At 73.6% G+C, this 23,558-nt stretch carries 20 protein-coding genes; 11 read left to right on the top strand and 9 right to left on the bottom strand.

Annotated features, from left to right (window positions below; genetic code table 11):
- Positions 1-27 precede the first annotated feature (27 nt).
- From BLASA_RS19145 to deoC, 4 genes are read right to left on the bottom strand one after another with little or no spacing between them, the layout of a single operon-like run.
- Complete coding sequence (locus BLASA_RS19145) at positions 28-1,395, bottom strand: hypothetical protein (protein WP_014377885.1); 1,368 nt, start codon at positions 1,393-1,395, stop codon at positions 28-30.
- Between the two features lie 55 nt (positions 1,396-1,450).
- A complete protein-coding gene (locus tag BLASA_RS19140) occupies positions 1,451-2,317 on the bottom strand; it encodes an aldehyde dehydrogenase family protein (protein ID WP_014377884.1) in 867 nt (288 codons plus the stop codon).
- Complete coding sequence (locus BLASA_RS19135; protein WP_014377883.1) at positions 2,314-3,804, bottom strand: aldehyde dehydrogenase family protein; 1,491 nt, start codon at positions 3,802-3,804, stop codon at positions 2,314-2,316. Before BLASA_RS19135 ends, BLASA_RS19140 begins: the two co-directional genes overlap by 4 nt.
- 6 nt (positions 3,805-3,810) lie before the next feature.
- Complete coding sequence (gene deoC / locus BLASA_RS19130) at positions 3,811-4,806, bottom strand: deoxyribose-phosphate aldolase (RefSeq protein ID WP_014377882.1); 996 nt, start codon at positions 4,804-4,806, stop codon at positions 3,811-3,813.
- 373 nt (positions 4,807-5,179) lie between these two features.
- Here deoC and upp point away from each other — a divergent pair, with 373 nt between their 5' ends.
- The 4 genes from upp (at position 5,180) to hepT (ending at position 7,609) form a co-directional block, all read left to right on the top strand.
- On the top strand, positions 5,180-5,803 hold the full coding sequence (gene upp, locus BLASA_RS19125; protein WP_041776744.1) for a uracil phosphoribosyltransferase: 624 nt from the start codon (positions 5,180-5,182) through the stop codon (positions 5,801-5,803).
- Between the two features lie 2 nt (positions 5,804-5,805).
- Complete coding sequence (locus BLASA_RS19120) at positions 5,806-6,690, top strand: Gfo/Idh/MocA family protein (RefSeq protein ID WP_014377879.1); 885 nt, start codon at positions 5,806-5,808, stop codon at positions 6,688-6,690.
- A 117-nt stretch (positions 6,691-6,807) separates the two neighbouring features.
- On the top strand, positions 6,808-7,194 hold the full coding sequence (locus BLASA_RS19115) for a nucleotidyltransferase domain-containing protein (RefSeq protein WP_014377878.1): 387 nt from the start codon (positions 6,808-6,810) through the stop codon (positions 7,192-7,194).
- Positions 7,184-7,609: a type VII toxin-antitoxin system HepT family RNase toxin gene (gene hepT / locus BLASA_RS19110; RefSeq protein ID WP_014377877.1), complete on the top strand. Its 426-nt coding sequence runs from the start codon at positions 7,184-7,186 to the stop codon at positions 7,607-7,609. Before BLASA_RS19115 ends, hepT begins: the two co-directional genes overlap by 11 nt.
- On the opposite strand, the gene BLASA_RS19105 is transcribed toward hepT, so the two are convergent.
- Both BLASA_RS19105 and BLASA_RS19100 read right to left on the bottom strand, forming a co-directional pair.
- Positions 7,606-9,252, bottom strand: a complete 1,647-nt coding sequence (locus BLASA_RS19105; RefSeq protein WP_014377876.1) for a phospho-sugar mutase — start codon at positions 9,250-9,252, stop codon at positions 7,606-7,608. The genes hepT and BLASA_RS19105 overlap by 4 nt on opposite strands.
- Positions 9,249-10,058: a purine-nucleoside phosphorylase gene (locus tag BLASA_RS19100; protein WP_014377875.1), complete on the bottom strand. Its 810-nt coding sequence runs from the start codon at positions 10,056-10,058 to the stop codon at positions 9,249-9,251. The genes BLASA_RS19105 and BLASA_RS19100 overlap by 4 nt, the downstream gene beginning before the upstream one ends.
- A gap of 67 nt (positions 10,059-10,125) precedes the next feature.
- On the opposite strand from BLASA_RS19100, the gene BLASA_RS19095 reads away from it, so the two are divergent.
- The 6 genes from BLASA_RS19095 (at position 10,126) to meaB (ending at position 18,480) form a co-directional block, all read left to right on the top strand.
- Positions 10,126-10,680 (top strand): GNAT family N-acetyltransferase, encoded by a 555-nt coding sequence (locus BLASA_RS19095; protein WP_014377874.1) that lies wholly within the window; start codon positions 10,126-10,128, stop codon positions 10,678-10,680.
- 67 nt (positions 10,681-10,747) lie between these two features.
- Positions 10,748-11,953: a glutamate--cysteine ligase gene (locus BLASA_RS19090; protein ID WP_041775854.1), complete on the top strand. Its 1,206-nt coding sequence runs from the start codon at positions 10,748-10,750 to the stop codon at positions 11,951-11,953.
- The gene (locus BLASA_RS19085; RefSeq protein WP_014377872.1) at positions 11,950-13,239 is read left to right on the top strand and encodes an amidohydrolase; all 1,290 of its coding nucleotides are present in this window, start codon (positions 11,950-11,952) and stop codon (positions 13,237-13,239) included. The genes BLASA_RS19090 and BLASA_RS19085 overlap by 4 nt, the downstream gene beginning before the upstream one ends.
- On the top strand, positions 13,236-15,191 hold the full coding sequence (locus tag BLASA_RS19080; RefSeq protein WP_014377871.1) for a methylmalonyl-CoA mutase family protein: 1,956 nt from the start codon (positions 13,236-13,238) through the stop codon (positions 15,189-15,191). The genes BLASA_RS19085 and BLASA_RS19080 overlap by 4 nt, the downstream gene beginning before the upstream one ends.
- On the top strand, positions 15,188-17,395 hold the full coding sequence (scpA, locus tag BLASA_RS19075; protein ID WP_014377870.1) for a methylmalonyl-CoA mutase: 2,208 nt from the start codon (positions 15,188-15,190) through the stop codon (positions 17,393-17,395). The genes BLASA_RS19080 and scpA overlap by 4 nt, the downstream gene beginning before the upstream one ends.
- A gap of 80 nt (positions 17,396-17,475) precedes the next feature.
- A complete protein-coding gene (gene meaB, locus BLASA_RS19070) occupies positions 17,476-18,480 on the top strand; it encodes a methylmalonyl Co-A mutase-associated GTPase MeaB (protein ID WP_014377869.1) in 1,005 nt (334 codons plus the stop codon).
- Between the two features lie 28 nt (positions 18,481-18,508).
- On the opposite strand, the gene BLASA_RS19065 is transcribed toward meaB, so the two are convergent.
- The 3 genes from BLASA_RS19065 to BLASA_RS19050 all read right to left on the bottom strand — a co-directional run bounded on the left by BLASA_RS19065 (position 18,509) and on the right by BLASA_RS19050 (position 21,937).
- On the bottom strand, positions 18,509-19,648 hold the full coding sequence (locus BLASA_RS19065) for an acyltransferase family protein (RefSeq protein ID WP_014377868.1): 1,140 nt from the start codon (positions 19,646-19,648) through the stop codon (positions 18,509-18,511).
- A 1,323-nt stretch (positions 19,649-20,971) separates the two neighbouring features.
- Complete coding sequence (locus BLASA_RS19055) at positions 20,972-21,409, bottom strand: adenylyltransferase/cytidyltransferase family protein (protein ID WP_014377864.1); 438 nt, start codon at positions 21,407-21,409, stop codon at positions 20,972-20,974.
- A gap of 30 nt (positions 21,410-21,439) precedes the next feature.
- Positions 21,440-21,937 carry a gamma-glutamylcyclotransferase gene (locus tag BLASA_RS19050; protein WP_014377863.1) on the bottom strand — a complete coding sequence of 166 codons (498 nt, stop codon included), beginning with the start codon at positions 21,935-21,937 and terminating at the stop codon, positions 21,440-21,442.
- 113 nt (positions 21,938-22,050) lie between these two features.
- On the opposite strand from BLASA_RS19050, the gene BLASA_RS19045 reads away from it, so the two are divergent.
- A complete protein-coding gene (locus tag BLASA_RS19045; protein WP_014377862.1) occupies positions 22,051-23,454 on the top strand; it encodes an NAD(P)H-quinone dehydrogenase in 1,404 nt (467 codons plus the stop codon).
- The last annotated feature ends 104 nt before the right edge of the window (positions 23,455-23,558 follow it).

The following is a 23,558-nucleotide window of genomic DNA, read 5'->3' as shown; positions in this document are numbered from 1 at the left end:
GGGCCGGCCGCTTCGCCGTTCGCGGACCTAGTCGCGGAAGACCAGCGCCCCGCTGACCTCCGCCACGACCTCGTCCCACACCGGGCGGAGCTGGGCGGCCTCGGCGGCACCGAGCACGGCCTCCGGCTCGCGCTCGGCGCGGGCCAGCGCCTGGCCCAGCGGCGCGGTGGGCGACAGCAGCGCCTCCACCCGGGCGAGCCCGGCGTACTCGGCCAGGTCGCGCACGCCCTCGACCGGCTGGAGCAGTGCCCGCAGCGGGATCAGGCCGGCGGCGCCGGCGGCCACCTCGGCGAGGGCCTCGGAGAACTCGGTGAGGTCGTATCGGTCCTGCTCGGCCGGGAGCGGGGGCGTGTCGGTGTCGGCCACCTCGGGCCAGGACGCGATCTCGGTCAGGTCGTGCTGCTCCTTGCCCGCGCTGTACCGCGCCAGGTCGGTGGGGCTGCCGAACAGGAAGACCGCCCCGTCGCGGCCGAGGAACCGGGCGACGTCCTCGACGTAGCAGCGGAGGGTGACCCCCGCGCCCTCCGGTACGACGACCTCCACGGGCAGGATGCCGACGGCCTCCCAGAACTCGGCGGCCGCGGCGACGTCTGCCGCCGACGCGGTGACCCGGCTGCCGCGCGCGATGGTCCGCACACCGGCCCGGGTCGCCGCCGATGCGGCGGTGGCGCCGGCCGGCGCCGCACCGGCGCGCGCGGGCAGCGGCTCCTCGTCGTCCGGGACGCCGGCGACGTCGTCGTCGCCGGCCTCGGAGGCCGACGGGTACTCGTCGAGGGTGGCGGTGCCGCCGCCGGTCCAGTCGAAGTGCTCCGACAGCTCCTCGACGACGTCCTCCCACAGGTCGTCCAGGACGGTGCCGACCCCCATCCAGGCGTCCTCGCCGGAGCGGCCGGCGAAGGCCTCGACCCCCAGGCCGAGGGAGCCGATCTCCGGCTTGCCGGCGAGCTCGGCGACGGCCTCGAACTCGTCCTCGTCTTCGTCGTCGTCGTCGTCGTCCTCGTCGGTGGTGTCCAGGCACTCGGCCAGCCGGCTGACGATGTCGACCGTCGCCGCCAGCTCCTCCACCGCCCACCGGTCGGGGTCCTCGGCCGCGATGTCGTAGACGCCGTCGAGGTCGTACCGGTGGTCGTCGTCCGGGGTCAGGTCGGCCGCACCCAGCCCGGCGACGACCGGCCACACCGGGTGGTCGGCGAGGTCGTGCTCGGTACGGGTGCGGCAGAAGGCGGCGAGCTTCGCCGGGGTGGGGAAGAGGTGCAAAGTGGCGGTGTCCTCCTCGGTCGTGCCGAGGAAGGCCTGCCACTCCTCGCCGTCCTCCTCCCAGGGGGGAGCCCACAGCGTGTATCCCGTGCGGTCGTCGAGGGTCAGTGCGATGGGGACGATGCTGGGCCTGGCCACCCGCCCATCCTGCCCTGTCGGCCCCGGCGCGCATCCCGGGGCCGGGCAGCGGGTCTCAGACCCCGATCGGGTGCCAGACCGTTTTGGTCTCCAGGAACGGGGTCATGCGCGACAGACCCGGGTCGGCGGTCCAGTCCGGCTCGGTGGCAGGGGGGCGGACGACGCGCTTGATCGTGCCGGCGGCCTCCCGCTCGAGCTCCATGGCGCGTGTCGCCGGGGCGCCGGTCAGGTCGATGCCGTCGACGTCGGCGTGCTCGGCCAGCCACGGACCCAGCTCGCCGGCGTCGCCGGTGAGCAGGTTCACCACTCCGCCGGGGACGTCGCTGGTGGCCAGCACCTCGGCGAGGGTGACGGCCGGGATCGGCCGGTCCCGGGAGGTGACGACGACGGCGGTGCTGCCCGTCGCCAGCACGGGTGCCAGCACGCTGACCAGGCCCAGCAGACTCGACTGCTGGGGGGCCAGCACGGCGACGACGCCGCTGGGCTCGGGCAGCGAGAAGTCGAAGTAGGGCCCCGCCACGGGGTTCGCGCTGCCGAGGACGGCGGCCAGCTTGTCGGTCCAGCCGGCGTACCAGACCCAGCGGTCGATGGCGGCGTCCACGGCGGCGCGGGCCTTGGACGACGACAGGCCCTCGCCCGCAGCGACCTCCTCGCAGAACTGGACGTGCCGGCCCTCCATCACCTCGGCCACCCGGTAGAGCACCTGGCCGCGGTTGTAGGCGGTGGCGCCGGACCACGTCGCGAAGGCGCCGCGGGCGGCGACGACGGCGTCGCGGGCGTCCTTGCGGGAGGCCCACGCGACGTTGGCCTGGAAGTGGCCCTTCGCGTTCGTCACCTCGTAGGTGCGGCCGCTCTCCGAGCGCGGAAAGGCGCCGTTCACGTACAGCTTGTAGGTCTTGCGGACGGCCAGCCGGTCGCTCATCTGTCGCTCTCCAGGTACGCGGCCAGGCCCTGCCGGCCGCCCTCGCGGCCGTAGCCGGACTGCTTGTAGCCGCCGAAGGGCGACGTCGGGTCGAACTTGTTGAAGGTGTTGGCCCACACGACGCCGGCGCGGAGCTGGTCGGCGATCGTGAGGATCCGGGAGCCCTTCTCGCTCCAGATGCCGGCGGACAGGCCGTAGGTGGTGTTGTTCGCCTTCGCCACCGCCTCGTCGGGGGTGCGGAAGGTGAGCACCGACAAGACGGGGCCGAACACCTCGTCGCGGGCGATGCGGTGGGCGGGGGAGACGTCGGTGAAGACCGTCGGCGGGAACCAGTAGCCGCGCTCGGGCAGCTCGCAGGCGGGCTGCCAGCGCTGGGCGCCCTCGGCCTCGCCGATGTCGGAGAGCTCCCGGATGCGGGCGAGCTGCTCGGCGCTGTTGATCGCCCCGATGTCGGTGTTCTTGTCCAGCGGGTCGCCCACGCGCAACGTGCCGATGCGGCGCTGCAGGCTCGCGACGACCTCGTCGTGGATCGACTCCTGCACCAGCAGCCGGCTGCCGGCGCAGCAGACGTGCCCCTGGTTGAAGAAGATGCCCTGCACGATGCCCTCGACGGCCTGGTCGATCGGGGCGTCGTCGAAGACGATGTTCGCCGCCTTGCCGCCGAGCTCCAGCGTGAGCCTCTTGCGGGTGCCGGCCACGGCGCGGGCGATCGAGCGGCCCACCTCGGTGGACCCGGTGAACGCCACCTTGTCGACGTCGTCGTGCTCGACGACCGCGCGGCCGGTGTCGCCGGCGCCGGTGACGATGTTCACCACGCCGGGGGGCAGGTCGGCCTGCCGGCAGACCTCGGCGAACAGCAGCGCGGTGAGCGGGGTGGTCTCGGCCGGCTTGAGGACGACGGTGTTGCCGGTGGCCAGCGCGGGCGCGACCTTCCACGCCAGCATCAGCAACGGGAAGTTCCACGGGATGACCTGACCGGCCACACCGAGCGGGCGTGGGCTCGGGCCGAGGCCTGCGTGGTCGAGCTTGTCGGCCCAGCCCGCGTGGTAGAAGAAGTGCGCCGCGGCCAGGGGGATGTCGATGTCGCGGGACTCCCGGATCGGCTTGCCGTTGTCCAGCGACTCGAGGACGGCGAACTCCCGCGCCCGCTCCTGCAGCAGCCGGGCGATCCGGAACAGGTACTTGCCGCGGTCGGCCGGGCGCATGGGGCCCCAGGTCTTCTCGAACGCCTTCCGGGCGGCGCGGACCGCGCGGTCGACATCGGCCGCGCTGGCGGCGGTGACCTCGGTGAGCACCTCTTCGGTGGCCGGGTTCACCGTCGTGAACGACCCGCCGGTGCCGTCGACGAACTCGCCGTCGATGAAGAGGCCGTAGGACGGGGCGATGTCGACGATGGACCGCGACTCGGGCGCGGGAGCGTACTCGAAGGCGGGCTGGGCCGGACTGGGCGGAGCGGAGGCAGCGGGCCGGGCGGGTGTGGAGGTCATCGTCGGTCAGTCCACCGTCACGTGGTCGGGGCCGGAGTAGTGGCCGGTGCGCAGCTTCTGGCGCTGGAGCAGGAGGTCGCCCAGCAGGCTGGAGGCGCCGAACCGGAACCAGTCGGGGTCCAGCCAGTCCGGGCCGACGGTCTCGTTGATCAGCACGAGGTGCTGGATCGCGTCCTTGGTCGTGCGGATACCGCCGGCGGGCTTGAAGCCGATCTGGCGGCCGGTGGCGGCGCGGAAGTCGCGGACCGCCTCGAGCATCACCAGGCTCACCGGAAGGGTGGCGGCCGGGTTCACCTTGCCGGTGGAGGTCTTGATGAAGTCGCCGCCGGCGAGCATCGCGATCCAGCTGGCGCGGCGGACGTTGTCGAGGGTGACCAGCTCGCCGGTCTCCAGGATGACCTTGAGGTGGGCGTCGCCGCAGGTCTCCTTCACCGCCACGATCTCCTCGTAGACGTCGAGGTAGCGGCCGGAGAGGAAGGCGCCGCGGTCGATGACCATGTCGATCTCGTCCGCGCCGTTCTCGACGGCATCGCGGACGTCGGCGATCTTGACGGCCCGGCTGGCACGGCCGCTGGGGAAGGCGGTGGCGACGGCGGCGACGTGGATGCCGCTGTCGCCGAGGGCCTCGCGGGCGACGCCGGCCAGGTCGCCGTAGACGCAGACCGCGGCGACCTGCGGGGTCGTCGGGTCGGACGGATCGGGCTGCTTGGCCTTCGCGGCCAGGTTGCGCACCTTGCCGGGGGTGTCGGCGCCCTCGAGGGTGGTGAGGTCGACCATCGAGATGGCGGTGTCGATCGCCCACGCCTTCGACGTCGTCTTGATCGAGCGGGTGCCCAGGGTGGCGACACGGGACTCGGCGCCGACCTGGTCCACGCCGGGCAGCCCCTGCAGGAAGGCGCGGAAGGCGGCGGCGTTGCGGGTCACGTCGTCGTACGGAGCCAGCGGCGCGCGCACCGTGGGGGTCGCCCCGGACAACGCGCCGGGGTCGAGCACGTGGGTCATGGCGCCATTCTTCCCTGCCGGAGGCCGAGGTCCGACACCGCTCACCCGCCGGAGCGGTGCCGCACGTTCCCGCGGGAACGTGCGGACCTCCTGGCCGTGGGGGGCGCGGGTCACGTCTCCGACGGGCTCTCCGCCGAGCCGGGCTCGGAGCCGCCGGTTCCCTCGGACCGTCCCCGCTGCCCGAGGCGATGCACGTCAACGGCGAGCGGATGGACATGGCCTGGGTGGTCGGCGTGCTGCTGGGCAACCGTGACCTGCGGCGCCGGCTGGCGGCCGAGGCCAGGGGCGACGTGCTGGTCGCCGCGTGAGCGGCCGACCGCGATCACGGGCGGCCCCGACCCGCCGGTCCACCTCGGCCGCTACCGTGCTGCCCGTGCAGCTGACCGTCGTCGACCACCCGCTCGCTCGTGCCCGTCTGTCCCGCATGCGGGACGAGCGGACGGACAACGCCATGTTCCGGGCCGCCCTGCGCGAGCTCACCCAGATGCTGGTCTACGAGGCCACCCGGGACCTGGTGGTGGCCGAGGAGCCGATTACCACGCCGGTCACGGCGACGACGGGTTACCGGCTGGCCGCGCCGCCGCTGATCGTCCCCGTCCTGCGCGCGGGGCTGGGCATGGCCGACACCGCGCACGGGATGCTGCCCGAGTCGCAGATGGGCTTCGTCGGGCTGGCCCGCAACGAGGAGACCTTCCAGCCGGAGGCCTACATGGCCTCGCTGCCGGAGACCCTGGTCGACCGCGACGTCTTCGTGCTGGACCCCATGCTGGCCACGGGTGGCTCGCTGGTGCACTGCTGCGAGCTGCTGACCGCGCGCGGGACCACCTCGATCACCGTGCTCTGCGCGCTCGCCGCCCCCGACGGCATCCGCCGCCTGGAGCAGAGCGGGCTGCCGCTGCGGGTGTTCACCGCCAGCATCGACGAGGGGCTCGACGACAAGGCCTACATCGTCCCCGGCCTCGGCGACGCCGGCGACCGCCAGTTCGGCGCGGTCTGACCGTGCGGTTCGGCGTCCTGGGCACCGGCTTCTGGGCCGAGCACGTCCACGCGGCCGCACTGGCCGAGCACCCCTCCGCCGAGCTGGTCGGCGTCTGGGGCCGGGACGTCGCCAAGGCGAAGGCGGTCGGTGCCGGGTTCGAGGTGCCGGGGTTCGGCGACGTCGACGAGCTGCTGTCGCAGGTCGACGCCGTCGCGCTCGCCCTGCCGCCGGACGTCCAGGCGCCCCTGGCCGAGCGTGCCGCCGCGGCCGGCAAGCACCTGCTGCTGGAGAAGCCCATCGCGCTGGACGTGGCCGCCGCCGACCGCGTCGTCGCCGCCGTCCGGGACGCCGGCGTCGCCTCGGTCGTCTTCTTCACCTTCCGCTTCCAGTCGCAGACCGCCACGTGGCTGACCCAGGCGGCGCGGACGGAGCTCGCCGGGGGGGCCGGGTCGTGGCTGGGCTCGCTCGCCGGGACGCCGTTCGCGGCCTCGCCGTGGCGGCAGGAGCGCGGGGCGCTCTGGGACATCGGCCCGCACGCGTTGTCGGTGCTGGTGCCCGCCCTGGGGCCGGTCGTCGCGGTGCAGGCCGGCGCCGGGCTGCGGGACACCGTGCACCTGGTGCTCACCCACGAGTCGGGGACCGCCTCGACGGTGTCGCTGTCGCACACGGTGGCGCCGATGTCCGCCGGGATCGAGTTCTTCGTGCACGGCGACGCCGGGCGGCTCGTGCTGCTGCCCGATGCCGAGGCGCCGGTGCAGGCGTTCCGGGTGGCGGTCGACGAACTGGGTGCGGCGGCTCTGACCGGCGGGGTGCACCCGTGCGACGTCGGCTTCGGCCGCGACGTCGTCGCGGTGCTCGCCACCGCTGCCCGGGCGCTGGAGTCCGGCTGCCGGGAGCCCGTCTGAGCGGTCGCGCGAACACCGGCGCGGGGATCACGCTGGGGGGATGGGCGGGAACGCTGCGAAGGCGGCGACGGTGCCGGAATCCCGGGGGTGGCGCGGCGCCCGTGCCAGACTGGCCCGGTGGACGACGAGGCCGTAGCGGTGCTCGAGCAGCAGACCACCGAGGCGCTGCGTGCGGCTGGTGCCCGCTTCGCGTTCGTGCACGGCAGCCGGGCGCGCGGAACGCATCGCCCGGATTCCGACCTGGACGTCGCCGCCTGGTGGGATGGCACAGCACCGCCGTCCTTCGAGGTGCGGTTGCCCGACGGCGTCGATCTCATGGTGCTCAACGGCGCCCCCCTGGAGCTGGCCGGCCGGATCTCGGTCGAGGGTCGGCTGCTCTTCGACGACGACCCGCCGGCCCGGGTTCGCTGGGTGGCGACCACCCGGAAGATTTACTTCGACGAGAAGCCGCGATTCGACCGCGGCCACCGGGAATTTCTGGAGATGCTGCGCCGTGGTCGATGAGACGCGGGTGAGCCGGCTGCTGCTGGCGCTCTCCGAGGAACTGGGCTTCCTTGCCGAGGAGGCCGCGGCGCCAGTCGCCCGCCAGCAGGACCGAGCCGTCCGCCGCGGGGTCAAGTACGCCCTCGCCACGGCCGTGGAGGCCTGTGTCGACATCGCGCATCACGTCTGCGCCTCCGAGGGGTGGGGGCCGTTGAACAACAATGCGCACAGCATGCTGGTGCTGAGCAGGCACGGCGTGCTGTCCGCCGATCTCGCCGGCCGGATGAGCCGGGCCGTCGGCTTTCGCAACGTGCTCGTGCACGAGTACATCGAGGTCGATGAAGAACTGGTGACGGCGCGGCTCGCCGACCACGGTGACCTCCACGAGTTCGCGGCTGCCGTCGCGGAGTTCGTGACTCGCTCAGCCGAGCGCTAGAGCCCCAGGGCGGCTGACATCTCCGCGCGCAGCTGGTCCAGCTCGTCGGCGCCCCGGCCGCGGGCCGCGATGATGCCGGCATCGTCGTGCACCGGGATGACGGTCTCCAGGTAGGCCTTCAGCTTCGGCTCGGTCCCGCTGGGGCGCACGATCACCCGCACGCCGTCGCCGAGCAGCCGCACCGCGTCCACCGGGGGTTTCTCGAGCGCCAGGTCGGCGAACTCCACCGGCCGGCCCAGCAGCGCACCCGGCGGCGCCGAGCGCAGCCGCGTCATGGCGTCGGAGATCAGCGACAGGTCCTCGACCCGCGCCGACAGCTGGCCGGTCACGAACAGCCCGTGCTCCTCGGCCAGCTCGTCGAGCCGGTCCAGCAGCGTCCGCCCCCCGGCCTTGAGCTCCGCGGCCAGCAGCGCGACGGCGAGGGCAGCGGAGATGCCGTCCTTGTCGCGCACCGCCGACGGGGCCACGGAGTAGCCCAGCGCCTCCTCGTAGCCGTACACCAGCGGAGCCTCGGGAGAGCCGGCCCGCATGATCCACTTGAAGCCGGTCGGGGTCTCCTCCGACGCCACGCCGTGCGACTCGGCGATCGCGTGCATCAGCGACCCGCTCACCAGCGACGACGCGTAGGTGCCCCGCACTCCGCGCCGGAGCAGCCAGTCGGCCAGCAGCGCGCCCACCTCGTCGCCGGTCAGCTGCCGGCCGCCGCAGACCACCGAGCAGCGGTCCGCGTCGGGGTCCTCGGCGATCGCCACGTCGGCGCCCACCCGCTCGGCGAGCGCCAGCAGGAGGTCGACCGCGCCCGGCTCCTCCGGGTTGGGGAAGGACACCGTCGGGAACGCCGGGTCGGGGACGTCCTGCTCCGGCACGCTGACCGGCTCGGCCAGCCCGGCGGCGGCGAAGACCAGACGGGTCGTTCCCGCGCCGACCCCGTGCATGGCCGTGTAGGCGACGGTCAGCGCGGCGCGGTCCGCCGCCGGCACCCGCTCCGGGTCGACGGCCCGGACGACCGCGTCGACGTAGCCGGTCTCGATCCGGTCGTCGAGCGCGACCCAGTCGTCGGACCGTGGCACCTCGCGCGCCGGGCCCACCGATCCGATCGCCACCTCGATCTCCCGGTCGGCCGGGGGCACCAGCTGTGCGCCATCCCCCAGGTAGACCTTGTAGCCGTTGTCGTCCGGCGGGTTGTGGCTGGCGGTCACCATGATCCCGGCGGCGCAGCCCAGGTGCCGGACGGCGAAGGCGAGCACCGGCGTCGGCAGCGGCCGCGGCAGCACCTGGACGGCGAAACCGGCGGCGGCGAGCACCTCGGCGGAGATGCGGGCGAACTCCTCGGACCGGCGGCGCGCGTCGAAGCCGATGACCACGCCGCCACCCCCGTGCCCGGACGCGGTCAGCCAGGCGCCCAGGCCGGCCGCGGCGCGGGCGACCACCGCCGCGTTCATCCCGGCCGGGCCGGCCCGCAGCGGCCCGCGCAGCCCCGCCGTCCCGAACGTCAGCGGGCCGGCGAACCGGCGGCCCAGCTCCGCGGTGTCGCCGGCGTCGACCAGCCCCCGGATCTCGGCCCGGTCGCCGTCGTGCGGGTCGGCGTCGGCCCAGGCGCGGGCGGTGGCCGGCAGGTCACCGGTCGGAGCCGGATGGCTCACGGCAGCCGCCCGATGAACTCCACCAGGAACTTCCCGAGCCGGCCCGCCGCCGCCTTGCCCGCCGCCAGGACCTCGGCGTGGTCGAGCTTCTCCCCGGTGATCCCGGCCGCGGCGTTGGTGACCATCGACAGGCCGAAGACCTCCACCCCCGCGGCCCGCGCGGCGATGGCCTCCAGGGCGGTGGACATGCCCACCAGGTCCGCGCCGAGGGTACGCAGCATGCGGATCTCGGCCGGGGTCTCGTAGTGCGGCCCGGGCAGCGCGGCGTAGACGCCCTCGGCGAGCGACGGGTCGAGCTCGCGGGCCAGCTCGCGCAGCCGCGCGGAGTAGAGGTCGGTGAGGTCGACGAAGTCCGCGCCGACCAGGGGCGACCGCGCCGTGAGGTTCAGGTGGTCGGAGATGACCACCGCCTGCCCCACCCGGTGCTCCGGGGCCAGCCCGCCGGCGGCGTTGGTGAGGAGCACCGTGCGCACGCCCGCGGCGGCCGCGGTGCGGACGCCGTGGACCACGGGCTCGACGCCGCGGCCCTCGTAGAAATGGGTGCGCCCCAGGAGGAGGAGCACCTTCCGGTCGCCGACGCGGACCGAGCGCACCTCGCCGCCGTGCCCGACCGCGGTCGGGGCCGCGAACCCCGGGAGGTCGCCGATCGGCACCGAGCCGGTGGTCTCGCCGAACGCGTCGGCCGCAGGCGCCCAGCCGGAGCCCATGACGACCGCGACGTCGTGCGGCCCGCCGAGCGCGGCGGTCAGGGCGGCGGCCGCCTGCGCGGCCAGGGTGGTGGGGTCGGTGCCAGGGAGCTCGCTCACGCGGGGACGCTAACCCAGCGCGGGAATCGGGTGGAGATCCACCGGAGGCCGTGGGCAGGATGCCCCCGTGACGGGGACCCGGCGGGGCGCGCAACCGACGCTGACCGGACGGCGGGTGCGGCTGCGCCCCTGGCGGCCCGGCGACGCCACGGAGGTGCTGGCCGCGTGCCAGGACCCGGAGATCCAGCGGTGGACCCAGGTACCGGTGCCGTACACCGCAGAGCACGCGCAGGACTTCGTGGCCGGCATCGCGCCGCGGACCTGGGACGACGGCGGGGCCCTGTTCGCCGTCGAGCCGCTCGGCGGCGGTGGCCTCGTGGGCAGCATGGGCCTCTTCCCCCCGGCGGACGGCTTCGGTGAGGTGGGGTACTGGACCGCCCCGGCACACCGCGGGCAGGGACTGACCGCCGAAGCGCTCGGCGTGCTCGCCGGCTGGGCGTCGGACGCGGCCGGGCTCCACCGGGTGGAGCTGCACATCGACCCGGCCAACAGCGGATCCCGCCGGGTCGCGGAGGCGGCCGGGTTCACCGCCGAGGGCACGATCCGCCAGCGCTTCCTGCATCGCGGGCGGCCCGGCGACGTCGTCCTCTACGCCCGGCTGGCGGGCGACCCGGGGCGCTGATCCACCGGGGGAGTGATCTCCCCCCGCCGCCGGGTGGGGACGGGCCGGCGTCCCTAGACTCCGGGAGGTGGAGATCCCCTTCCGTAGTTCTGAGCGCGCCAGCCTCGGTGTGGAGTGGGAGCTGCAGCTCGTCGACCGGGAGACCCGGGAGCTGTCGCCCGGCGCCGTCGAGATCCTCGAGGGCCTCCGGCCCGAGGGCGCCGAGGAGCACCCCAAGGCCAAGCACGAGCTGCTGCAGTCGACCATCGAGATCATCACCGGCGTCTGCACCACCGTGCGCGAGGCCAAGGCCGACCTCGCCGGCACCCTCGCCGAGGTCGTCGCCGCCGCCGACGAGCGCGGGCTCGGGGTGCTGTGCGCGGGCACCCACCCGTTCACCGACTGGCAGACCCAGGAGATCTCGCCCAAGGAGCGGTACGTCCAGCTGGTGGAGCGCATGCAGTGGCTGGCCCGCCGGATGCAGATCTTCGGCGTCCACGTGCACGTCGGCGTCCGGGCGCCGGAGAAGGTGATCCCGGTGGTCAACGCGCTGTGCCAGTACGTGCCGCACTTCCTCGCGCTGTCGTCGTCCTCCCCGTTCTGGGTCGGCTGCGACACCGGCCTGGCGTCGTCCCGCACCAAGATCTTCGAGGGCATGCCGACCGCGGGCCTGCCGTTCCGGCTCGCCGACTGGGGCGCGTTCGAGGAGTACATGGAGACGCTCATCGACGCCGGCGCCATCGAGAGCGTGCGCGAGGTGTGGTGGGACATCCGCCCGCACCCCGACTTCGGCACGGTCGAGCTGCGCATCTGCGACGGCCTGCCCACCCTCGAGGAGGTCGGCGCGGTCGCCGCGCTGGCGCAGTGCCTGGTCGAGCAGCTCGACACCCAGCTGGACCGCGGCTACACCCTGCCCAGCCCGGCCGAGTGGGTGGTGCGGGAGAACAAGTGGCGGGCGGCCCGCTACGGCCTGGAGGCCGAGATCGTCGTCGACGAGCACGGGGCGGTCCGGCCGGTGCGCGAGGCGATCACCGAGCTGGTCGAGGAGCTGATGCCGACGGCGAAGCGGCTGGACTGCGCGGCGGAGCTGCGCGACGTGCTGCGGATCCTCGAGGTGGGCGCCTCCTACCAGCGCCAGCGGGCGGTCGCGCTGCAGCACGACGGCGAGCTGCGCTGCGTCGTCGACAGCCTGCTGGCCGAGCTGCGGGACGGCAGGCCGGAGCAGGGGCCGGGTGGGCGACCCGACGGTCCGGTGCCCGGACCGGCGCAGTGCGCGGGCGGGCACGCGGCATGACCCCGGTCGTCGAGAAGATCGGTGCCGCCGTCGACCAGTGGGTCGCCGCCAACCAGGCCGCGCTCTCCGCCACGCGGCGGCACCTGCACGCCCATCCCGAGCTGGGCTACGCGGAGTTCGAGACCACCTCGTTCCTCGAGGAGCGGCTGCGCCACCACGGGCTCACGCCCCGCCGGCTGCCCACCGGCACCGGTCTCACCGTCGACGTCGGGGCAGGTGGGGGACCGGTAGTGGTGCTGCGGGCCGACATCGATGCCCTGCCCCTGAACGACCTCAAGGAGGTGCCCTACGCCTCCACCCGCGAGGGGCTGGCCCACGCCTGCGGCCACGACGTGCACACCACCGTCGTCCTCGGCGTGGCCGTCGCGCTCGCGTCGCTGGACGGGCTGCCGGGAACCGTCCGCTGCGTCTTCCAGCCCGCCGAGGAGACGGTGCCCGGCGGTGCCACCGAGGTCGTGGCCTCGGGTGTCCTGGACGGGGCGTCCCGCGCATTCGCGCTGCACTGCGACCCCTCGATCCCGGCCGGGACGATCGGCCTGCGCACCGGCCCGATCACCGCTGCCTGTGACCGCATGGACGTCACCCTCACCGGCCCCGGCGGGCACACCGCCCGCCCGCAGCTCACCGTCGACCTCGTCGACGCCCTCGGCCGGCTGATCACCGACGTCCCCGGCCTGCTGTCCCGCCAGGTCGATCCACGGACGGGGATGTCGCTGGTCTGGGGTGCGGTCAACGCCGGTGTCGCGGCCAACGCCATCCCGCAGCGCGGTCAGCTGCGCGGCACCGTCCGGGTCCTGGACCGGGAGGCATGGAAGGGCGCCGAGGAGCTGATGCGCTCACTCGTGACGCGGGTCGCCGCCGCTACCGGCGCCGAGGTGGACGTGGACTACATCCGGGGCGTGCCGCCGGTCGTCAACGACCCCCGCGCCGTCGCCCTCATGCGATCGGCCGCGCTGGAGACCGTCGGCAGCGACCACGTCGTCCTGTCGGCGCAGTCGATGGGCGGCGAGGACTTCGGCTGGTTCGCCGACGTCATGCCGATCGCGCTGGCCCGGCTGGGCACCCACGGGGGCGGGGCGCCGCTCGACCTGCACCGGGGGACCTTCGACGTGGACGAGCGCGCGCTCGGGGTCGGCGTCCGCCTCCTGGCGCGCACCGCGCTGCACGCCCTCGAGGCCGACGCGGAGCCGCAGCACAGCGGCCCACCGGCACCCCCTCGCACGCGCCGCCCCGCGCCCGGAGACACTTCTTCCCGCCCCTCTGTGGAGGAGACCCACCGACGATGAGTTCCACCGACCAGCAGGCCAGCGGTCCGGCACGTCCAGCGGCCGACGCCGACGTCCCGGCCGAGCACGAGGTCCCCGAGGACCTCGCGCTCGCCGGCGAGTTCGACGCGGTCACCCGCGACCAGTGGCGCGACCTGGTCGCCGGTGTCCTGCGCAAGGCCGGCCGCACCGAGCTCCCGGACCCGGTCGAGGACGCGCTGCGGCGTCCGGTCGCCCCCGGTGTGACCGTCGGCCCGCTCTACACCGCCGAGGACGCCGCCGACCTGCCGGTCGGCGTCGGCGTCCCCGGCCTGCCGCCGTTCGTGCGCGGCGCCCGGCCGTCGGGCGGCCCCGCCGGATCGGGCGAGGTCACCGCCGCCGGTGGAGCCGAGGGCGGAGCGCCCGGCGGCTGGGACGTGCGGCAGCGGCACGCGCACCCCGACGTGGCGATGACCAAGGAGGCCATCGCGGCCGACCTGGAGAACGGCGTCACCTCGCTGTGGCTGGTGGTCGGCGAGGGCGCCATCCCCGCGGATTCGCTGGGCGACGTGCTCTCCGACGTCTACCTGGACCTGGCGCCGGTGAGCGTGCAGGGCGGGCTCGCGGCGGCCGAGGCGTTCCTCGCCCTGGTGAAGGGCCGCACCGACCTGGCGTCCGGTGGCTCGCTGGGGCTGGACCCGCTGGGCGTGCAGGCGGCCTCTGGCCAGGAGCAGGACCTCTCCGGGCTGGCCGACGTCGCCCGCCGCGCGGCGGCGCACCCGGCCCTGCGCACGGTCGTCGTCGACGGCACCGTCTTCCATGACGCCGGCGCCTCCGTGGTCGAGGAGCTGGGCTGCTCGCTGGCCGCCGGGGTCGCGTACCTGCGGGCGCTGACCGGCTCCGCGGACGGACGACAAGGTCTGTCGGTCGACGAGGCCGCCGCCCAGCTGGAGTTCCGCTACTCGGCGAGCGCCGACCAGTTCACGACGATCGCCGTCCTGCGCGCGGCCCGCCGGCTGTGGGACCGGGTCGGCGAGGTCAGCGGCGCCTCGGCCGGGGCCCGCGCCCAGCGGCAGCACGCGGTCACCTCGTCGGTGATGACGACGAAGCGCGACCCGTGGGTGAACATGCTGCGCACCACGGTCGCCTGCTTCGCCGCGGGCGTGGGCGGCGCCGACGCGGTCACCGTGCAGCCGTTCGACGCCGCGCTGGGCCTGCCCGACTCGTTCTCCCGCCGGATCGCGCGCAACACCCAGAGCCTGCTGGTGGAGGAGGGGCACCTGGCCCGCGTCCTCGACCCTGCGGGCGGCTCCTGGTACGTCGAGTCGCTGACCGACTCCCTCGCCCAGGCCGCCTGGGACTGGTTCACCGAGATCGAGCGGGCCGGCGGGCTGTCGGCCGCGCTGGCGTCCGGCCTGGTCCGGGACCGCATAGCCCAGGCGTGGGACGCCCGCGCGCAGCGGCTGGCCACCCGCGCGGACGCGATCACCGGCGTCAGCGAGTTCCCCAACCTCGCCGAGAAGCTCCCGTCGCGGGAGTCCCTCGCCTGGGCCCCGCCGTCGGGCGGCCTGCCGCGGGTTCGGGCGGCACAGGAGTTCGAGGAGCTGCGCGACCGCGCCGACGCCCCCGCCGAACGGCCGAAGGTCTACCTCGCGACGATCGGCCCGATCGCCCGGCACACCGCCCGGGCCACGTTCGCGGCGAACCTGTTCCAGGCCGGCGGCCTGGCCACGCCGTCCGGCGACGGCGCCAGCGGCTTCGCCGAGGCGGGGACGACCGTGGTTTGCATCTGCGGCACCGACAAGGACTACGCGTCCGACGCCGCCGCGCTGGCCGAGCAGCTGAAGGAGGCCGGCGCCGTGCAGGTGTGGCTGGCCGGCAAGCCCGACCTCGCCGTCGACGGCGTCGACGGGTACGTGTTCGCCGGCTGCGACGCCCTCGCGGCGCTGCGGACGGTGCACTCGGAGCTGGGCCTCGAAGGAGTTCAGGCATGAGCACGATCCCCGACTTCGGTTCCGTCGAGCTCGGCACTCCGTCGGGCGGCACCTCGGCGGACGACTGGGCCAAGGCGTTCGAAGTGACGACCGGCCGCGGCGTGGCGGAGGCGACCTGGGAGACCCCCGAGGGCATCGCCGTCCCGCCGCTGTACACGCACGAGCACCTCGAGGGCCTGGACTTCCTGGAGACCCTGCCCGGGCTGCCGCCGTTCCTGCGCGGGCCCTACCCGACGATGTACACGACCCAGCCGTGGACGGTCCGCCAGTACGCGGGCTTCTCCACCGCCACGGAGTCCAACGCGTTCTACCGGCGCAACCTCGCCGCCGGGCAGAAGGGCCTGTCGATCGCCTTCGACCTGCCCACCCACCGGGGCTATGACTCCGACCACCCCCGCGTGCCCGGCGACGTCGGCATGGCCGGGGTGGCGATCGACTCGATCCTGGACATGCGCCAGCTCTTCGACGGCATCCCGCTGGACAAGATGTCGGTGTCCATGACGATGAACGGCGCCGTGCTGCCGGTGCTCGCGCTCTACATCGTGGCGGCCGAGGAGCAGGGGGTGGAGCCGGGTCAGCTGACCGGCACCATCCAGAACGACATCCTCAAAGAGTTCATGGTGCGCAACACCTACATCTACCCGCCCAAGCCCTCGATGCAGATCATCAGCGACATCTTCAGCTTCACCTCGCAGAAGATGCCGAAGTTCAACTCGATCTCGATCTCGGGCTACCACATCCAGGAGGCCGGGGCGACGGCCGACCTGGAGCTGGCCTACACCCTCGCCGACGGCGTCGAGTACCTGAAGGCCGGCCAGGCCGCCGGCATGGACGTCGACGCCTTCGCGCCCCGGCTGTCGTTCTTCTGGGCCATCGGCATGAACTTCTTCATGGAGGTCGCCAAGCTGCGGGCCGGGCGGCTGCTGTGGGCGAAACTCGTGAAGGAGGCCGGCGCGCAGAACCCGAAGTCGCTGTCGCTGCGCACCCACTCCCAGACCTCGGGCTGGTCGCTGACCGCGCAGGACGTCTACAACAACGTCGTCCGCACCTGCCTGGAGGCGATGGCCGCCACCCAGGGCCACACCCAGTCGCTGCACACCAACGCCCTGGACGAGGCGCTGGCGCTGCCGACGGACTTCTCCGCGCGGATCGCGCGCAACACCCAGCTGCTGCTGCAGCAGGAGTCGGGCACCACCCGCGTCGTCGACCCGTGGGGCGGCTCGGCCTACGTCGAGAAGCTCACCTACGACCTGGCCCGTCGCGCATGGGCGCACATCGAGGAGGTCGCCGAGCACGGCGGCATGGCCCAAGCAATCGACGACGGCATCCCGAAGCTGCGGATCGAGGAGGCCGCCGCCCGCACCCAGGCCCGGATCGACTCCGGCCGCCAGCCGGTCATCGGCGTGAACAAGTACCGGGTCGACGCCGACGAGGCCATCGAGGTGCACAAGGTCGACAACGCCGACGTGCTCGCCCAGCAGAAGGCCAAGCTGGAGCAGCTGCGGGGCGACCGGGACGGCCACGCGGTGACCGAGGCGCTGGGCCGGCTGACCGACGCCGCCCGCGCCGCCGCCGACGGGCGCCGGGGCACCGACCTCGACGCCAACCTGCTCAAGCTCGCCGTCGACGCCGCGCGGGCCAAGGCCACGGTCGGAGAGATCTCCGACGCCCTGGAGGCGGTCTACGGCCGGCACGCCGGCCAGGTGCGCACCATCTCCGGCGTCTACCGCGACGAGGCAGGAGCCAGCGGACCCGTGGACGACACCCGACGCATGGCCGAGGAGTTCGCCGAGGCCGAGGGCCGCCGGCCGCGCATCCTGGTGGCCAAGATGGGCCAGGACGGGCACGACCGCGGGCAGAAGGTCATCGCCACCGCCTTCGCCGACCTCGGCTTCGACGTCGACGTGGGCCCGCTGTTCCAGACGCCCGACGAGGTCGCCCGGCAGGCGGTCGAGGCCGACGTGCACGTCGTCGGCGTCTCCTCGCTCGCCGCCGGCCACCTCACCCTCGTGCCCGCGCTGAAGCAGGCCCTGGCCGACCTCGGCGCCGACGACGTGCTGATCGTCGTCGGCGGCGTCATCCCGCCCGACGACGTCCCCACGCTCAAGGAGATGGGCGCCGCCGCCGTCTTCCCGCCGGGCACCGTCATCGCCGAGGCCGCCCAGGAACTGCTGCGCACGCTGTCGCAGCGCCTCGGTCACTGAGGCTGAGCGGACAGGGGAGTGAGCATCGCAGCGAGCGCCAGCGAGCGAGGAGCGGAGCGACCCGCGGGAGCGAACGAGTAATGCCGCGGGAGATCGACGTACCGGCCCTCGCCGACGGGGTGCTCGCCGGGGACCGGCGGGTGATGGCGCGGGCCATCACGCTGGTCGAGTCCCGCCGCGCCGACCACCGGGCGAAGGCACAGGAACTGCTGGTCGAGCTGCTGCCGCATGCCGGGGGAGCGCGCCGCGTGGGCATCAGCGGCGTTCCCGGGGTGGGGAAGTCGACGTTCATCGACCAGCTCGGGGTGGACCTGACGGAGTCGGGCGCGAAGGTGGCGGTGCTCGCCGTCGACCCGTCGTCGGCCCGCTCCGGCGGCTCGATCCTCGGGGACAAGACCCGCATGGCGCGGCTGGCGGTGGACGAGAACGCGTTCATCCGGCCCTCCCCCACGTCGGGCACCCTCGGCGGCGTGGCGCAGGCCACGCGGGAGTCGATGGTCGTCGCCGAGGCGGCCGGCTACGACGTCGTGCTGGTGGAGACCGTCGGCGTCGGGCAGTCCGAGATCACCGTCGCGGAGATGGTCGACTCGTTCCTCTTCCTGACCATCGCCCGCACCGGCGACCAGTTGCAGGGCATCAAGCGCGGCATCCTCGAGATCGCCGACGTCATCGCGGTCAACAAGGCCGACGGGCCGGCCGCCGCCGATGCCCGGAAGGCCGCGCGCGAGCTCTCCTCGGCGATCCGCATGCTGCGCGGCCGCGGGGAGCCGTGGGACGTCCCGGTGCTCACCTGCGCCGGGCTCACCGGCGAGGGGCTGGACGAGGTGTGGGCCACGCTGGTCGAGCACCAGGACCGGGCCAAGGCGTCCGGCGCGTTCGACGAGCGCCGCCGCACCCAGCAGGTGCGCTGGACGTGGCAGCTCGTGCGCGACGGGCTGGAGCACCAGCTGCGGGCGCACCCCGGCGTCCGGGCCGCCGTCCCCGAGCTGGAGAAGCGCGTGCTGGCCGGCGAGCTCACCCCCGCGCTGGCCGCCCAGCAGATCCTGCGGACGTTCCTGGCCGCGCCCCCGTCAGCCGACGCCTGAGGCCGGCGTCCCCGGTCAGCGTCCCCGGTCAGCGCCGGCGCTGGACCGGCAGGGAGGTCCGGGGCGGCGACGGGGGCGGGGCAGGCGCCGTCGCTGCGACGACGGGGACCCGCTCGAAACGGTGCTTGAGGCGGAGGGCGGGGAGTTCCACCAGGTGCCGCGACAGCACGGCAGCGATCACGGAGATCACCATGATCAGGGCCTTCTCCCGCCACCTGTCGCTCGGCATGAGCAGGAGGAGCGGGTAGTGCCACAGGTAGATGGCGTAGGAGTGCACCCCGCCCCAGCGCATGAGGGGTAGGCGCAGCAGCGCCGGGCCACCCGAGTGGTGACAGCTCACGAGCACGGTGGCCGTCGCGACCGCCGCCAGCGGGGAGACGGCCACCGACATCGGGTAGAGCGTCGGCAGATCGGGGGCCTGGGGCACGAGCGTTAACACGATGCCCGCGAGTCCGACCCAGGCCGGGATGCGGGGCAGTCGCCGGCCGGAGTGGGCCAGCACCGCGACGAAGGCCCCGATCGCCAGCGCGTAGGCGTTGACGTCGAGGGCGTCGTGTGACCGCATGTAGTCGTCGAGATTGGCGTACCGGACGAGGAGGCTCGCCGCGATGATCCCGCCGAGCAGCCAGGGCATCCATGCGCTGGCCAGGCGGCGGCGCAGGATCAGCAGCAGCACGACGGGCCAGACGAGGTAGAACTGCTCTTCCACGGCCAGCGACCAGGTGTGGCCCAGTGGCCCCATGTCGACGCCGTTGATGCGCGCGATGTTAGCGACGTAGCCGAGCGACAGGGCCGCCTCCAGCGCGTAGTGCCGCAGGGAGAGGCCGACGGCGTTCACGACGATCCCGACGACGGCGACCATCGCCACGAAGGCCGGCGCGAGGCGGAGCAGTCGGCGGGCGTAGAAGGCGCGGAGCCGGATGACTCCGTGGCGTTCATGCTCGACGAGGAGCAGTCGGGTGATCAGGAACCCGGACAACGTGAAAAAGACGGTGACCCCGACGGCGCCGCCGAGCTGGAGGTACGGCACGGCCAGGTGACCCAGAAGGACGAGACCGATCGCGACGGCGCGGAGCCCGTCGAGCGCATCCAGTCGCTCAACCGTCGACGGACCGTCCGGTCCAAGGGTTGTCGGACGCTGGGCCGTGGACGCGATCGTCGCGGTCAAGCGGGACCTCCGGGAAGAAGGGGCTTGCAGTCAGCTGCTGCAGGCACCGGCGTGCGCGTGGAGTCGCCGGTGGCATACCAAAAGTAAGCGCGCCGGGTGGGAGACGGCTACTAAGAGCAGCCTGAAGCGCACCCTGCGTCACATCACTCTCACACGACCCGTGCGGCACGACTCGATAGGCGTGGCGACCCGTGGTGAGGAACGCTCAGACGTCGGTGGAGCGGCACTTCCGCGGTGCGGAGGTCCCATACGTAGTCCTCGGACGCACCGGCCGCCTCGGCCGCGTCGGCGAGCGCCCCAGGTCACGGGCCGATGGCAGGCCGCCCTCTATCGTGTCGAGCACGTAGACGAAGGCCACGACGTCGCCGGCGAGGGTGTGGACCTGCAGCTGCAGCTTCGGGTAGAGACCGAGATGGGCGCCCTCCCAGGCGTCCAGCGTTTGCTCATCGGCTCGGTCAGGTGGTAGCGCGCCACGAAGACGCCCGGGTGCAGCGCCTCGTGGTCCTTCTCCGCCGAGACGAAAGTGGCCAGCGATTCCTCTCAGCCCAACTCCCCGGCGCCGAAGGTGAGTCGCCAGCCCTGGATCCAGCAGGTGCCCGCGTGCGATGACGACGGGCAGCGCCGCAGCATCTGCGTGGGATCCATATTCGACCCGTAGGCGGCGTAGAGACTCATCCGGCCGACCGAGCCACCGCGGGCGGAAGGCCGAAGGGCGCCGGTCACAGCGCTCCGGGACGGCACCGGGGAGAGGGGCCGCACTAGGAGGCTAGGACCGGCGAAGCCGGGAAGATCGAGTCAAGTCTGGCGTCATGCGGCAAATCCGGCCTCCTCGGTGAGCTGCTCGAGGGCGCGCTGGTAGCTCCGCGCGGCGGTGCGTAGCGGTTGCGGAGCGGGGCGGGGTCGGTGAGCTGGGCCGGCCCGGGTTGCTGCAGCCGGATATCGCCCACAACCTGGGCCGCTGGACCGCCCGGCTCGGGGACCTGGCGGCCACCCCGCGGCAGACGATCAAGACCCTCCGACGGCGCTATCTGACCGTTCCCGCCCCGGCTGATCCGGCACGCCCGCCAGTTCCTCTTGCGCCTGCCCCGGCCCTGGCCCTGGGCCGATCAGCTGACTGCCGCACTCGGCCGGTTACGCGCGCTTCCGGGCCCCGCAGGCTGATCTCCGTCATCCTGACCGCCCACGACCGGAGACTCGGAAACCCAAGTCCCTGGCCCCGCACGCCCACCCACCAAGAGCAAGATCAACGACCGCCGGGCGGCCCTACAACCTCCGAATCGGTGGATCCAGGCTGAGCCGCCGTCACCCGCGTGCGGCGCTGGCTCAGCCCGCTGCGCCGGCTGCCGGGGGCAGCAGCTGGATCCGCTCGATCGTCGCCGTGGTCGATATCGACGGAGTGCGCGGCAGGTAGACGACCTCGCACAGGTCCCGCAGCTGGTCGAACCGGCCGGTCCAGTCGTGCCCCATCACCAGCACGTCGGCGCCGTACTTCTCGACGTAGGAGCGCTTGAGCTCCAGGGACTCCTCGGAGAACACCTCGTCGACGCAGCGGAGCGCCCCGACGATCGCCGCGCGGGCGAAGTAGGGGTACACGGTGGGCCGCCCCTTCTTGGCGATGTTCAGCTCGTCGGAGGAGACACCCACCACCAGCCGGGTGCCCAGATGGGCGGCCCGCTCCAGGATGGCGAGGTGCCCGATGTGGAAGACGTCGAACGTGCCGAACGTGATCACCGTCCGCCCGGCGTTCGTCTCATCGCTCATCGGCACTGGTCTCCCGGGGGTCTCGAGCCGCTACAGACCGGCAGACCGGCATTCGCGGGACCGTAACTCGCGCACGTAGTCGTCCGGCGCACCGGCCGCCTCCGCACCGTCGGCGATCGCGCCGAGGTGCCGGGCCGAGGGGAGCCCGCCCTCGAAGGCGTCGAGCGCGTAGACGTAGGCGACGACGTCGCCACCGAGCAGGGCAGTCGCTCGCGACCGGCCCCCCTGCGGAGCAGTGATGTGCACGCGCAGGTGCACCCGCCGGTAGAGACCGGAGTCGGCGCCCTCCCACGCGTCCAGGGCGCGTTCGTCGGCCCCGGTCAGGTCGTAGAGCGCGACGAAGACCCCGGGGGAGTCATCGTCAGCGGGGACCAGGGTGGCGAGCGCACCCTCCCAGCCCAGCTCCTCACCGCCGAACGTCAGCCGCCAGCCGCGGATCCAGCCGGTGCCGGTGTGCGGCGACGACGGACAGCGGCGCAGCATCTGCGCGGGATCCATGTTCGACCCGTAGGCGGCGTAGAGGCCCATCGGGGCGAGACTAACGAGAGCGCCCGGCGGGCCGGGACGGGCGGTGGCGCGGATCCGCTCCGGCAGGCGGGACAATGGCAGCGACGGACCGATCGGCAACGAAAGATGGAGCCATGACCCGCATCGTCATCATCGGTGGAGGCCCCGCCGGCTACGAAGCCGCCCTGGTCGCCGCACAGCTCGGTGCGCAGGTGACCGTGATCGAGCGCGACGGCATCGGTGGGGCCAGCGTGCTCACCGACTGCGTCCCCTCCAAGACCCTGATCGCCGCCGCCGGCGCCACCACGGGGGTGCGCGACTCCGCCGTCCTCGGGGTGCACGGCGCCGAGCTGAGGTCCGTCAGCCTCGACCTCCCCGCGGCCAACCAGCGGGTGAAGAGCCTGGCCATGGCGCAGTCGGCCGACATCCACGCCCGGCTCGACGCCGAGGGCGTGCGGATGGTGCGCGGCCAGGGTCGGCTCGCCGACGACGCGCCGGGTCTGGCCGCCCACGAGGTGGAGATCCTGGACGAGAACGGTGCGGTCCTGGGCGAGATTGAGGGCGACGTCGTCCTCATCGCCACCGGCGCCGACCCCCGGGTGCTCGCCGGAGCGGAACCGGACGGCGAGCGGATCCTCGACTGGCGCGACGTCTACGACCTCGCGGAGCCGCCCGAGCACCTGGTCGTCGTCGGATCCGGCGTCACCGGTGCCGAGTTCGCCTCCGGCTACCTGGAGGCCGGCGTCCCCGTCACCCTCGTCTCCTCGCGTGACCGGGTGCTGCCCGGCGAGGACTCCGACGCCGCGGAGGTGCTCGAGCAGGTCTTCCAGTCCCGCGGTGGCCGGCTCGAACGCGGCCGGGCGGCCGGCGTGCGGCGCACCGAGAAGGGGATCTCGGTGGAGCTCACCGACGGGCGCACCGTCGAGGGGTCGCACGCGCTGATGACCGTCGGCACGATCCCGAACACCGCCGGGATGAACCTGGCGTCGCACGGCGTGGAGGTCACCGAGTCCGGCCACGTCGTCGTCGACCGCGTGTCCCGCACCTCGGTGCCGGGCATCTACGCGGCCGGCGACGTCACCGGCGTCTTCCAGCTGGCCTCCGTCGCGGCCATGCAGGGCCGGATCGCGATGTGGCACGCCCTCGGGGAGGCGGTAGCACCGATCAAGCTCAAGACCGTGGCCGCGAACGTCTTCACGCACCCGGAGATCGCCACCGTCGGCCTCCAGGAGAAGTCGCTGGCGGAGAACGCCGACGTCGAGGTCGTGCAGGTGCCGCTGGCGACCAACGCGCGGGCCAAGATGAGCGACCTGCACGCCGGCTTCGTCAAGCTCTTCGCCCGGCGTTCGACCGGGGTGGTCGTGGGCGGTGTCGTCGTCGCCCCGGGGGCGTCGGAGCTGGTGCTGCCGATCGCGCTGGCCGTGACGAAGGGGCTGACGGTCGACGACCTGGCGCAGACCTTCGCCATCTACCCGTCGCTGTCCGGCTCGATCACCGAGGCCGGGCGCCGGCTGATGGGCGCCGACGACCTCGCCTGACGACGGCCGCGGGAGCCCGGGGCGGTGCCTCGGGGGATAGCCGGGGTCCGTGCGGCGGATGTGACGGGAGTTCGGCTCAACATCGGCCATCCGGTGCCGACCAG

The organism is Blastococcus saxobsidens DD2, from assembly GCF_000284015.1.
GTDB lineage: Bacteria > Actinomycetota > Actinomycetes > Mycobacteriales > Geodermatophilaceae > Blastococcus > Blastococcus saxobsidens_A.
Note: the sequence above shows the minus strand (reverse complement) of the source record. Positions and strands in the feature narration are given on the sequence as shown.

Excerpts from the sequence above, each read along its gene's own strand:
- BLASA_RS19140 (WP_014377884.1), bottom strand. The coding sequence starts at position 2,317 with ATGAGCGACCGGCTGGCCGTCCGCAAGACCTACAAGCTGTACGTGAAC.
- BLASA_RS19135 (WP_014377883.1), bottom strand. The coding sequence starts at position 3,804 with ATGACCTCCACACCCGCCCGGCCCGCTGCCTCCGCTCCGCCCAGTCCG.
- deoC (WP_014377882.1), bottom strand. The coding sequence starts at position 4,806 with ATGACCCACGTGCTCGACCCCGGCGCGTTGTCCGGGGCGACCCCCACG.
- BLASA_RS19085 (WP_014377872.1), top strand. The coding sequence starts at position 11,950 with ATGACCCCGGTCGTCGAGAAGATCGGTGCCGCCGTCGACCAGTGGGTC.
- BLASA_RS19080 (WP_014377871.1), top strand. The coding sequence starts at position 13,236 with ATGAGTTCCACCGACCAGCAGGCCAGCGGTCCGGCACGTCCAGCGGCC.
- scpA (WP_014377870.1), top strand. The coding sequence starts at position 15,188 with ATGAGCACGATCCCCGACTTCGGTTCCGTCGAGCTCGGCACTCCGTCG.
- meaB (WP_014377869.1), top strand. The coding sequence starts at position 17,476 with ATGCCGCGGGAGATCGACGTACCGGCCCTCGCCGACGGGGTGCTCGCC.
- BLASA_RS19055 (WP_014377864.1), bottom strand. The coding sequence starts at position 21,409 with ATGAGCGATGAGACGAACGCCGGGCGGACGGTGATCACGTTCGGCACG.
- BLASA_RS19050 (WP_014377863.1), bottom strand. The coding sequence starts at position 21,937 with ATGGGCCTCTACGCCGCCTACGGGTCGAACATGGATCCCGCGCAGATG.
- BLASA_RS19045 (WP_014377862.1), top strand. The coding sequence starts at position 22,051 with ATGACCCGCATCGTCATCATCGGTGGAGGCCCCGCCGGCTACGAAGCC.